The organism is Mycobacterium sp. (assembly GCF_032159775.1).
GTDB lineage: Bacteria > Actinomycetota > Actinomycetes > Mycobacteriales > Mycobacteriaceae > Mycobacterium.
Map to the genome: position 1 here is coordinate 1 of NZ_JAVHWK010000093.1, position 11,286 is coordinate 11,286.

Annotated in this window: 11 protein-coding genes, 4 tRNA genes and 1 pseudogene; 9 read left to right on the top strand and 7 right to left on the bottom strand. The window is 64.8% G+C overall.

Features of this window, described 5'->3' with window-relative positions; all coding sequences use genetic code 11:
- A pseudogene (locus QOJ24_RS10160) lies at positions 1 to 253 on the bottom strand (hypothetical protein); the annotation flags it as partial.
- A 117-nt stretch (positions 254 to 370) separates the two neighbouring features.
- A tRNA-Lys gene (locus QOJ24_RS10165) sits at positions 371 to 446 on the bottom strand.
- 136 nt (positions 447 to 582) lie between these two features.
- Here QOJ24_RS10165 and QOJ24_RS10170 point away from each other — a divergent pair.
- From QOJ24_RS10170 to QOJ24_RS10180, 3 genes are all read left to right on the top strand, one after another.
- Positions 583 to 655 (top strand) — tRNA-Glu (locus QOJ24_RS10170).
- 38 nt (positions 656 to 693) lie between these two features.
- Positions 694 to 770: transfer RNA gene (locus QOJ24_RS10175), tRNA-Asp, on the top strand.
- 28 nt (positions 771 to 798) lie between these two features.
- Positions 799 to 872, top strand: a tRNA-Phe gene (locus QOJ24_RS10180).
- A gap of 16 nt (positions 873 to 888) precedes the next feature.
- On the opposite strand, the gene QOJ24_RS10185 is transcribed toward QOJ24_RS10180, so the two are convergent.
- From QOJ24_RS10185 to QOJ24_RS10200, 4 genes are all read right to left on the bottom strand, one after another.
- Positions 889 to 1,143: a hypothetical protein gene (locus QOJ24_RS10185; protein WP_526260866.1), complete on the bottom strand. Its 255-nt coding sequence runs from the start codon at positions 1,141 to 1,143 to the stop codon at positions 889 to 891.
- Between the two features lie 149 nt (positions 1,144 to 1,292).
- Entirely contained in the window at positions 1,293 to 1,628 is a 336-nt protein-coding gene (locus QOJ24_RS10190) for a PepSY domain-containing protein (RefSeq protein ID WP_526260867.1), read from the bottom strand.
- 69 nt (positions 1,629 to 1,697) lie between these two features.
- A complete protein-coding gene (locus QOJ24_RS10195) occupies positions 1,698 to 3,068 on the bottom strand; it encodes a sensor histidine kinase (protein ID WP_526260868.1) in 1,371 nt (456 codons plus the stop codon).
- On the bottom strand, positions 3,061 to 3,738 hold the full coding sequence (locus QOJ24_RS10200) for a response regulator transcription factor (protein ID WP_526260869.1): 678 nt from the start codon (positions 3,736 to 3,738) through the stop codon (positions 3,061 to 3,063). The genes QOJ24_RS10195 and QOJ24_RS10200 overlap by 8 nt, the downstream gene beginning before the upstream one ends.
- A gap of 252 nt (positions 3,739 to 3,990) precedes the next feature.
- On the opposite strand from QOJ24_RS10200, the gene QOJ24_RS10205 reads away from it, so the two are divergent.
- The 6 genes from QOJ24_RS10205 to QOJ24_RS10230 all read left to right on the top strand — a co-directional run bounded on the left by QOJ24_RS10205 (position 3,991) and on the right by QOJ24_RS10230 (position 9,973).
- Positions 3,991 to 4,635, top strand: coding sequence for a hypothetical protein (locus QOJ24_RS10205; protein ID WP_526260870.1), 645 nt, complete (start codon positions 3,991 to 3,993; stop codon positions 4,633 to 4,635).
- Positions 4,636 to 4,645: 10 nt separating this feature from the next.
- Positions 4,646 to 5,305: an ABC transporter ATP-binding protein gene (locus tag QOJ24_RS10210; RefSeq protein ID WP_526260871.1), complete on the top strand. Its 660-nt coding sequence runs from the start codon at positions 4,646 to 4,648 to the stop codon at positions 5,303 to 5,305.
- A 74-nt stretch (positions 5,306 to 5,379) separates the two neighbouring features.
- Complete coding sequence (locus QOJ24_RS10215) at positions 5,380 to 5,976, top strand: ABC transporter ATP-binding protein (protein ID WP_526260876.1); 597 nt, start codon at positions 5,380 to 5,382, stop codon at positions 5,974 to 5,976.
- Positions 5,973 to 8,633 carry an ABC transporter permease gene (locus QOJ24_RS10220; protein WP_526260872.1) on the top strand — a complete coding sequence of 887 codons (2,661 nt, stop codon included), beginning with the start codon at positions 5,973 to 5,975 and terminating at the stop codon, positions 8,631 to 8,633. Before QOJ24_RS10215 ends, QOJ24_RS10220 begins: the two co-directional genes overlap by 4 nt.
- 375 nt (positions 8,634 to 9,008) lie before the next feature.
- Positions 9,009 to 9,764, top strand: a complete 756-nt coding sequence (locus QOJ24_RS10225) for a COG4280 domain-containing protein (protein ID WP_526260873.1) — start codon at positions 9,009 to 9,011, stop codon at positions 9,762 to 9,764.
- 2 nt (positions 9,765 to 9,766) lie between these two features.
- Positions 9,767 to 9,973: a hypothetical protein gene (locus tag QOJ24_RS10230; RefSeq protein ID WP_526260874.1), complete on the top strand. Its 207-nt coding sequence runs from the start codon at positions 9,767 to 9,769 to the stop codon at positions 9,971 to 9,973.
- A 21-nt stretch (positions 9,974 to 9,994) separates the two neighbouring features.
- Here QOJ24_RS10230 and QOJ24_RS10235 read toward each other — a convergent pair whose 3' ends face one another.
- Entirely contained in the window at positions 9,995 to 11,257 is a 1,263-nt protein-coding gene (locus tag QOJ24_RS10235) for a COG4705 family protein (RefSeq protein WP_526260875.1), read from the bottom strand.
- Between the last annotated feature and the right edge of the window lie 29 nt (positions 11,258 to 11,286).

The following is an 11,286-nucleotide window of genomic DNA, read 5'->3' on the forward strand; positions in this document are numbered from 1 at the left end:
TGTTGCCGGTGAGCTTCGTCAGGACCGCCAAGGCCATCACATTGAGCGGCGACGTTGCGGTGTTCGATACTTGTCCGCTGACTAACCCCCAGTGAAGATGTTCAGCCAGATTGCGGGCATAGCTGAGCGTGATGTAGACGTCGTCGAGTAGGTGCCTGCGAAGAATCAGACCAAAGATCAGCGCTGCGGCGGCGGCGACGAAGGCAATCGGAAAGGCCCGTTTCAACATCGCGGTCGTAGTGTCACCCGGCACGGCGGATCAGGGTACCGGCTGTTGCGGCGAGCTACCGCCGTCGCCAAGCGCGGATGGTGACGCTGCACCTTGGGTCTCCCCGGGCTGCGTAGCGCCTCGCTACTTGCGACGACGTGCTGGTGCCCCCACCAGGGCTCGAACCTGGGACCTGCGGATTAAAAGTCCGTAGCTCTACCAACTGAGCTATAGGGGCAATGTGGATCGCGACCTCAGAAAGGATACTGCCTCGGGCCGGGCATCTCGTTTGAGGATTGGGGTGCCGGTACCCTAAGCTATCGAAGCTCCCAGCGTGATTTGCGTTGCGAGTACCCCGGAGAGATTCGGCATTGGCCCCCTTCGTCTAGCGGCCTAGGACGCCGCCCTTTCAAGGCGGTAGCGCGGGTTCGAATCCCGTAGGGGGTACCCGCTTCGCGGGCACGCGGGGAAAGATGTAGTAGCAAGGCCCTGTGGCGCAGTTGGTTAGCGCGCCGCCCTGTCACGGCGGAGGTCGCGGGTTCGAGTCCCGTCAGGGTCGCCAACGGCGGCGAGGCACAGCGGTGCCGTCGGGCCAGGTAGCTCAGTTGGCATGAGCGTCCGCCTGAAAAGCGGAAGGTCGCCGGTTCGATCCCGGCCCTGGCCACAAGTAATAGCGCAGCTCAGACAGTATCTCGTCGCAGAATGCCATCGCAGAATTTTGGGATCCGGTCCGTCAATGGGCCAATATGGGGCCAAACAAGCAGTTGCTGCTGGCCTATCCAATCATGCGTCCGGTTGAGGTGGTCGAGCGAATCGAGCGCGGCCGCGATGTTGTCGAGTTCGTCATCGAAAAGATCGGCGTAGGTATGGGCGGGCCGGCCCGTCGGGCCGGTTGGCGCCGTCAGGGCTTGCGACGACTTGGCTGAAAGCGCCACCCCGGGATGGCCGCGTCACCGGCAATTCCGCGCAACAGCTAAGGAGCAAAGCCCCGAATCAAGATGCGGCAGGTACCATTTCGATGCCGGGACCCTGATTGCTCTCGGCGCGCAAGCTGACCAGGCCAGTTATAGCTTCGGCCGCATCGCTAACCGGCGCCGCCGTCGGGTTCGGAGTCCGCGTCCGCCGGTTCAGTCTTATTGCCAACAACCCGGAACTGCGGGTCAAGGTTGACGTCGGTCTGTTTGCCGTCCGCCAATGTCACCTCAACCTGGTAGTAGCTTTCCTCGTCTCCGACCTCAGTTTGGGTCACGGTTCCCCCACCGGTGAAGGCCAGCGCGGCCTGGCTGGCCTGCGCCAATGCGTCGCCGGTTATAGGGGGGCCGTCGCCGTCGTCCGGTTGCGCCACGGCAACACCCGTGCCCACCGCCAGCACAAGAGCCCCGGCCGCTGCAGCCGCAGATGTCACTTGTCGGAATCGCATTACGAAACTCCTTCGTCCGTGAGGCTCGAAGACTTCCACAACCAACCTGTCACCAGCCTGAACAGCACGTCAGTTGCTTCGCGTGGGCAGCGTCATGTCGATACGGGCGCCGCCCAGCGGAGATCTGGAAATCGATACCGAACCGTCGTGCGCCCGCACAACTTGGTAGACGATAGCCAGGCCCAAGCCGCTGCCGCCGTCATCGCGCGACCTTGATTCGTCGAGCCGAACGAATCGCTGCAACACGCGTTCACGTTCCGCTTCCGGAATACCCCTCCCATCGTCGCCGACGGTCAACAGCACGTCGTTGCCGCGATCGGTGAGGGTCATCTCGATCCGGCTCTTCGCATGCCGGGCGGCGTTGTTACCCACATTGCGCAGCACTCGCTGCAGCGCGTCAGCATCGCCGTACACCCGGGCTGCACCCACGGCCGAGGTGTTCACCTCCAGCGTTGTGAATGATCGAAGGCGGCTGGCCTCCTCGAAGACCAGGTCGTCCAGGTCGACGGGTGCGCGCCGCGGCGGCACCTGTTCGTCCGCCTGCGCGAGCAGCAGCAGATCTTCGACCAGGCTTTGAATCCGCATTTCTTCAGCAAGGACCACCTCTGCTAGCTCCGTGGTATTGGTTCGGCCCGGATGGGCCAGCGCGACCTCGGCGTGTTGCCGGATGCTGCTGATCGGCGACCGCAGCTCGTGCGAGGCATCGGAAACGAAGCGGCGCTGACTGTTGCGGGCATCTTCGAGCCGCGCCAGCATCCGGTTCATGGTCGCGGCCAATCGGCCGATCTCGTCGTCGGCAGCCGGTTGTGGTACCCGGCGGTGCAGCTGTGCATCCGAGATTTCGTCCACCTCGCAACGGATCGCCTCGACCGGAGCAAGAGCCCGGCCGACCATTACCCATGTCGTGACCGCCACGATCACCAGCATCAGCGGCAGTCCAACGATCATCAGTTGGGTAATCACCGCGGTCGTCTCGAAGACACCGACCAGGGCCCTAGCCACCAGCACCGTTCGTGGGCCGGAGGGCGTCTGCGCGCCCTCTGCGACTGCGATGAACGTTTCGTCGTCGAGCGGAGTCACGACCTGCGTGGACTCACCCGGCGCCAACCGAGCCACTTCGGCTTCGCCGGCCACATTTGCGCTCGACGCAAGCACGGAACCATCTACGCCCAGCACCTGAATCATCTGCTCGTCAGTGCCGGCCACCTCCAAGGTCGGCGGCTGCCCGGAATCGATTTGGCGCGCGGCCTCGAGCGCCTGGGTCCTGGCAAGGTCTTTGACCTCATCGATTAGCGTGCCGCGCAGAACATCGAGGAGCGCAATCGCGCCAATGATGAGCGCGATGGCGACGACTGCGGTGGCTACAGCGGTGGTGCCGGCTCGTATCGTGCCGACTCGGGCACGTGTCCGGCCGACCATCCCGACACGTCGATCAACCACGGTCGTCGATCAGCCGGTATCCGGCGCCCCGAATCGTTTCGATTACAGGTCGATTCCCCGACCTCTGCAGCTTCGCGCGCAGTCGTCCCACGTAGACCTCGACGATATTCGGGTCACCGTCGAAGTCGAAATCCCAAACATGGTCCAAGATGTCCTTCTTGGACAAGACGTCGCCGGGATAGTGCAAAAAGAACGTCAGCACAGCGAATTCGCGTGCTGTAAAGGCTATCTGCACACCGTCGAGCGAAACCTGCCGTGCCCCCGGATCCAACCGCAGGCCGCCGAACTCGAGGACGGTGGGCCGTGGGCGCGCGCCCCTCCGCAGCAGCGCACGTAGCCGGGCGAGCAGGACTGCATACGCGAACGGTTTGACCAGGTAGTCGTCGGCGCCCGTGTCGAGGCCCTCCACCTCGTCCGGCACGCCGACTTTGGCAGTGAGCATCAGGATTGGGGTCCAGTTACTCTCACTGCGCAAGGTCCGACAAACCTGGTAGCCGTTCGCACCGGGCAACATGACATCGAGAACAATCGCGTCGAATGGAATTTCTCGCGCCATCCACAGCGCGTCAGTGCCGCTATGTGCAACATCGACTGCGAAGCCCTCCGCCTCGAGCCCGCTGCGCAGACCCTCGGCGAGGCGCCGCTCGTCCTCGACCACCAGTAGACGCATCCTGCGGCAATGATCGCAGCTCGAAACTGACTCGAAGCTGAAAATCACACCTCACGAAGTCCAAAAGTTGCTACCGGGATGCTTGCCGACCCGCGTGCCGTCAGGCGTCGCAGCGCGTCGGAACGGCCGGCGGACATGAGTAACCATCAGTTGCCGTGGACGACCCCAGTGACCCCCGGTCAGGGTTCGGAGTACGCGATCAGGTGATGCGAGCTCCACGCGCGGCTGTTTCAGCGTCCCTTCAGTTGGCAGGTGACACCGTCTCCGCATGACGGCAGCGCCGAGATGGAGGCCTTCGTGCACATGAGGCGGATTGCCTCGGTCGGCGTCGTCAGCCTGGCGGCTGTGTTCGTGTTGAGCGCGTGCGGGTCGAATACAACACCATCTGCCCCTGCGACGCAATCAGGCGGCACGGCAGTCGAGACGCCCCCTCCGGAGGACAACCCGATTGGAGACATCCCTGATACACAGGTATTCGTCACGTTTGCGGCGGCCGACGGGTCGTTCACGCTGTCGGTCCCCGAGGGGTGGGCCCAAACCGTCGACGGCACCGCGGTCACCTTCACCGACAAGCTCAACACGGTGCGCATCGATGCGCGACCCGCCGATTCGGCCCCTTCGCCGGCGTCGGTGAAACGCGGCGAGTTGTCTTCGGTGAAGGCGTCCAGTGGGCTCACAGTCGAGGAGGTCAAGCGCAGTGCTGGTGACGCCGTGTTGGCCACCTATCAGGCCGCGTCAGCACCGAACCCGGTGACCGGCAAGGCCGGAACCGACGCCGTGGAACGTTACTCATTCTGGCGCGCAGGCCAGGAAGTGATCCTGACCCTCTCTGGACCCGTGGGAGCGGACAACGTCGATCCGTGGCGGACGATCACCGACTCGTTGCAGTGGCGCTGACGACCGACGAATGAACGCCAGTGCGTTGGAGGCTCGGTCTCTTTACCGGTTCTTTCGCGCCGGAGACGAGGAAACGCTCGCGCTTCAGGGTGTGTCGTTGACCGTCGCGCGAGGTGAGTTCGCGGCAGTCACTGGACCGTCCGGGTCGGGGAAGTCGACCCTGTTGTCGTGCATGGCAGGAATGGATGATCCTGACGGCGGTGACGTCACCATCGCTGGCACGCGAGTCAGTCACCGTCCCGAGCCCGTGCGTGCCCGGATTAGGGCCAGGCACATCGGAATGCTGTTCCAGAGCGCTAACCTGATCGAACACCTCACCGTTTCCGGGAATCTCGCCCTCGCGCGGTCTTTTGTCCGCCCGCGCCGCCGGGACACGGCGGACCTGTTGAGAGTTCTGGACATTCAAACGAGGGCGACCGCTTACCCGAGCGAGCTCTCCGGAGGCGAACTCGCCAGAGCGGGCCTCGCGGTCGCGCTCGCGAACGACCCGACGGTGCTACTCGCGGACGAGCCGACAGGCGAGCTCGACAGCGTCACAGAGGCACGAATCCTCGACTTGCTGACTGCCGCAGCCGACCGCGGGACGGCGGTGATCGTGGCGAGTCACAGCCCCGCTGTCGCGGCTGTCGCATCACGAGTCGTACGCCTAGAGGACGGACGGATGTGTTGACGGTTGTCGCCGAGTGCATCGGTGTGAGCCGAAGCTTCGGCTCGGGCCGGACCGCGGTCCTCGCTATCGCCGGAGTGGATTGTCAGATCGCGTCGACAGCCCGAATAGCGCTGACCGGGTCCTCCGGATCTGGAAAGTCCACCCTCTTGCACCTGCTCGCCGGGGTGGATACGCCTACTGCTGGAACTGTTCGGTGGCCACAGCTGCCCGCTCGACCGCTCAGGCGACCGGGCGGGATTGGCATCGTGTTCCAGGGCCCGAGCCTCCTGCCTGGGTTCGACGTCGTCGAGAACGTCGCACTTCCCATGATGTTGGCGGGACAGGACGAGGACGCAGCAAACGAGAATGCCAGGGCGGCATTGGATCTCGTCGGCATGAGCGGAGCAGCGACGAAACTGCCCGATGAACTGTCAGGTGGTCAATCCCAGCGCGTCGCGATCGCACGAGTGCTTGTCACCCGCCCGGCCTTGATACTCGCGGACGAGCCGACCGGACAGCTCGACCGTGCCAACGCCGACCTAGTCGTCACTGTCCTCCTGAGCACTGCAGTGTCGATCGGAGCGGCCCTCGTGCTCTCCACCCACGACCCCGCCGTCGCTACCAGGCTCGATGACCGATGGTCGATGCGAGACGGCCGACTGACGTTGCCCGCCGACTCGCGGGCTTCATGATCGCAACCTGGACGCTGGGGCTACTACGGCGCCGAAGCGGACGTATCGCAGCGACCGCAATCGGCATCGGCGCCGCCGTCGCGCTGCTCTGCTGTCTAGGCATATTCCTAACGGCCGCACAGGCGTCCATGACCAATCGCGCTGCCCGCACCATCGCCGTCGACTGGCAGGTTGAAGTGCAGCCAACCGCCACGCTGCCCGTCGTGATGGACGCTGTCCGCTCCACGCCCCACGTTCAAGCGGCGCTACCCGTCGGCTTCGGCCATTCCTCCGGATTGAGCGCAAGCGGCGGGGGGAGCACCCGGACGACTGGACCCGCGGTGGTGCTGGGGATTCCGTCCGAGTACCGGGATCGGTGGCCGGGGGTGATGCGCGCGCTTGTCGGTTCCGACAGCGGTGTTCTCGTCGCCCAACAGACTGCCGCCAATCTGATTGCCGCGCCGGGTGACACCGTCCAGATCGGGCGATCGGGAATGCCGCCGGTGAATGTTCGCATCGACGGCGTTGTCGAACTGCCACAAGCAGATTCACTGTTTCAGGAGGTTGGAGCTCCGACTGGAGCTCAACCGGTAGCGCCACCGGACAACGTCCTGGTGCTTCCTGACGCTCAATGGCACGCGCTGTTCGATCCGCTTGCCGTCGGCCGTCCCGATCTGGTCAGCATGCAGATCCACACCGCGCTCGATCGTGCGCTGCCGAATGATCCGTCGACGGCGTACACCCGCGTTACGGCCGCGGCGCGCAATCTAGAGGCGAGGAGCTCGGGTGGCGCGCTCGTGGGTGACAATCTCGGCGCCGCCCTCGACGCGGCCCGCGGTGACGCGGCCTACGCGCGAATTCTGTTCCTGTTCCTTGGGTTACCTGCCGCTGCCATCGCGGTGCTGCTGACCGCAACCGTGCTCGACTCGGGATCGGATCGACGGCGACGGGAGCATGCACTGCTGCGCGCCCGGGGTGCCAGCAGCACCCAACTGCTGAGACTGTCGGCGGCCGAGGCGATCGTGGTCGGTGTGTTGGGCAGTGCCCTCGGTGTTGCGGTCGCAGCCGTCGTCGGAATCGCCACCTTCGGGACTTCGGCCTTCGACGCGAACCTTTCGGCCGCGCTGGCGTCGGCAGGTACGTCAGCGGCCGTTGGACTGGCGATTGCAGGGGTGACCGTGCTGGCGCGGGCGTGGCGCGAGCAGCGTCAAGCGTCCGTCGCGTCAGCGCGCACCTGGCAGCGCAGCATCAGTCAGCCACTGTGGATGAGATCTGGTTTGGACATTGTGTTGCTCTGCGCCGCGGGAGCGCTGTTCTGGCAGTCCGGGCGCGGCGGATATCAGGTCGTTCTCGCTCCCGAAGGTGTCCCGTCGATCTCGGTCTCTTACTGGGCGTTCGTCGCACCCGCGTTGTTCTGGATCGGTGGCGCACTCTTGATCTGGAGGCTCAGTGATCTCTTGCTGGGGCGGGGTCGTGGGCTGGTGGCCCGCGCCCTGTTGCCGGTGGCGGGCCGGCTCGCGCGTCTGCTGTCGAACTCGCTCTCGCGGCAGCGTGCGCCGATGGCTAGGGCGATCGTGGTCCTCGCATTGGCCGCAGGGTTCGCGGTGTCGACGGCGACGTTCAATGCCACCTACCAGGCCCAGGCCGAGGTCGACGCCCAGCTGACGAACGGCGCCGACGTGACGGTCACCGAGTCGCCGGGGGCGAATGTGCCCGCGTCCACGGCCAAGGATCTCGCCGCGGTACCGGGAGTGCGCGGCGTCGAACCGATCCAGCACCGGTTCGCCTACCTCGGCGCCGACCTCCAGGACCTGTACGGCGTCGACCCAACCAGAATCGCAGCCGTCACCGCATTGCAGGACCGCTACTTCAGCGGCGGCACCGTCGAACAGTTGATGAATAAGCTTCTCAGACAACCCGATTCGATCCTGGTAAGCGCGGAGACCGTGACAGATTTCCAGCTGACGGTCGGAGACACCGTCAATCTGCGGCTGCCCCATGCCAAGACGCACGAACTCAGCACCGTGCGATTCCGCTATGTCGGCGTCGTCAACGAGTTTCCGACCGCCCCGAAGGACAGCTTCTTCGTCGCGAACGCGAGCTATGTCACCCAGCAGACAGGTAACGACGCGGTGGGTGCATTCCTGATCGACACGGGCGGCCGGGACACCACTGCGGTAGCTCAACGGGTTCGAGCGCTCGTGGGACCATCGGCGAAGGTGACCGACATCGCCGACACGCGTGGCACCGTCGGGTCCAGCCTGACCGCCGTCAACCTGGCCGGACTCACCCGCATCGAGTTGGGGTTCGGGCTGTGCCTGGCCGTTGCGGCCGGGGCACTTGTGCTCGCGTTGCGCTTCGCCGAACGTCGCCGCACCTTCGCGATCGCCAATGCGCTTGGCGCCTCGCGTAATCAACTCAGGTCCTTCGTCGTGGCGGAGGCGTGCGTGCTGGCCTCATGCGGTCTCGTTGGCGGGGCAGTCATGGGTGGGCTGCTGTCACAGGTGCTGGTAAAGGCGCTTACCGGCGTATTCGACCCGCCGCCAGGGTCACTCACCGTTCCTTGGGTCTACCTCTTCGCGACAGGGGCGGCGACGATCGTCACGATCGGTGCGGTGTCCTTGGTGACGGCGCGGTTGGCAAGCCGCTCACCCGCGCAGGCCTTGCGCGAGTTGTGAGACTCAGTCCCGGTCACACCAGTGGCTCGCGAAGCGATAGTCGAGCCGTTCGATCAGGTGGTCTAGGTATCGCACTCGGGCCTCTGCGCGATGGATGGCCGAGTGTAGCCGACCGGCGTCAGCACGACGCTCAATGAGGGGCCGTCGCTCGAGGATCCCGTCCAGCAATTGTCGTCGCTCGGCGTCCAGTGATAGGCGGAAGTATGCCGCCTGCTCGGCGTCAGCCGGTGTCCCTGTCATAGCGGCACGCTGTCACCGACATGCTTAAGGGACGCTGTGCTGCAAGCGTTCGCCCGGCCGCCATGTCCGAACCGCCGCTACACTTCAATGGTTGGGCCGTGTCTTCGGCGCCCTGTGATGTCGGCGAGGTAGAAGTTGAGTGGATCGGCACTCTTCGTCACGGTCTTTCTGGCGTGTCTGGTTGAGGCCGTCGAGGCGCTGACGATCATTCTTGCTGCCGGCACTGCACGCGACTGGCGCTCGGCGATCACGGGCGCGCTGACAGGCGTGCTCGTTCTGGTGGTGGCGATCGCAGCGCTGGGGCCTGCGATCTCGGCGATCCCCGTGGATGGCTTGAGGCTCTTCGTCGGTGGGCTGTTGTTGGTCTTCGGGCTTCAATGGCTGCGCAAAGCAATCTTGCGGGCCAGCGGCTTCAAGGCTCTTCATGACGAGACCCTCGCCTACCAGGCCACGCTGGCAGATGCGCAACTCGCGCCGAAGGGTCGCCGGGTCTTTGTGGACGACTGGTACGCATTCACGCTGTCGTTCAAGGGAGTCGTGCTGGAGGGTGTGGAGGTCGCGTTCATCGCTCTCACCTTCGGCGCCAACCAAGGCAACATTCCGTTGGCGGCGCTGGCCGCGGCGGCAGCGGTGCTACTTGTGACGATTGTCGGCTTCACCGTTCGGGCGCCGCTGTCGCGAGTACCGGAGAACAGCATGAAGTTCGTTGTCGGGGTCATGCTCACGGCGTTCGGGATCTTTTGGGGTGCAGAAGGCGCCGGCGCGCACTGGCCCGGCGACGACATCGCTCTGCTGGTGCTGATCCCCGCTATCGCGCTGTACGCACTGGCGCTGGTGGCCGTGTTCAAGCGCCGCACACCCGTGGATGTCGTTGTGGCTCAGGAAGGTTGACCGTGCGCAGACTTCGCCAGTTCGGGGCCTTCTGGTATGACTTCATCGTCGGCGACGACTGGCGGGTTGCGCTGACCGTTGCGGTCGCACTCGCCACCACTTTCGTGGTGAACCACCTGACCGGCGCAACCCCGTGGTGGATCGTGGTGGCCGCGGTCGGCACGGTATTGCCCCTGACGATCTACGGGGCGACGCGCAGCCAGCAGTGAGCAGCGTTCCCGGCAACCGCCCTACCGGAGCGAGGCCAGCAGCGTGTTGAGGGCCTGCTGCTCTGTGGAAGGGTCGGGCTGGCCGGCGCGCACAGCCGTCAGCGCACTGTCGATCTGGCCGTCGAGTACCGCCCAGCCTGTCTCGTCCACGGGCTCCAGGGTCTTCTGCCCGTCGTCCCAAGCGGTTTCGAGATCCGTGATGCGAGCCTGCGCGCCCGCCTGGTCACCCGCTTGCACCTTCGCAAGCGTGTCCTTCGTGATGGTGCGGAAGTTCGTGACGTCCCCGGCCGGGAACTTCGCCGTTGCCGACTGACCCGGAGCCAGCGTCGCGGTGACTGACGAGCCGCCCGATTCGTTTTCGCTTGCTGCCGCAGTGTTGTGCGGTTGGTCGGCGGCCCAGACGAGCAGAGCCCCTGTGGCCAAAGCGATCACGGCGTAGTACCCGTGCATGACATGTTCGCGGACAGGTGTCTTCGTGGTGGTGCTGGTGGTGGTTTCGTCCGGCTTCTCGATGACGTCGGCGCGGGTGATCGAAAGGTACACCACGGTGGCCAGGATCGCGCTGAGGAAGATGACGCTCGTGATCGCGACGCCCAAGCCAAGGCCCTGTTGATCCTTCGGGAACCCGAGCCAGTCGCCGAGGTTGGCCCCCAGCGGGCGGGTCAGGATGTAGGCCAACCAGAAGGACAGGACAGCGTTGGCGCCTAGCCGCCAACCGATGAAGATCGCCACGATGAGTCCGGCAGGTAGCAGCACTGACGTACCGGGTCCCCATCCGGTGAGTTCTAGGATCCAGTCGCCGGCCGCAGTACCGAGGGCGAAAGTGACCAGAATCGCCAGCCAGTAGAACACCTCCCGTGGCGTCGTCGTGATGCTGTGGATCGAAAGCGTGCGCTCCCGCGCGTACCACACGCCAAAGACCAGAGCCAGTGTCGCGGCGAACACGCTTGTGCTCAGCGCGAGGGGAACGCCCTGAACGTCGGTGAGTATGTCGGTATAGAGAGTCCCGGTGACGCTGACCACGACGACCGTGAGCCAGTAGACGAATGGGACGTAGCGATCGAGGCGCAATTGCCATGCCAAAACCGCGAGGAGCACGATCGTGAAGATGAGGGACGTCGGAATCAGCCCGACGCCCAGAGTCATGTCGATCCAGTCGGCGAAGCTCTCACCCACCGTCGTGCACAGGATCTTGATGACCCAGAACCACACCGTGACTTCGGGCACCTTGCTCAGCATCACGCGCACGGGTTTGACGGCTGCGGCTCTGGGTGTCTCGGTCATGACGCAGACCGTAGGGGGACGTAGCTGAA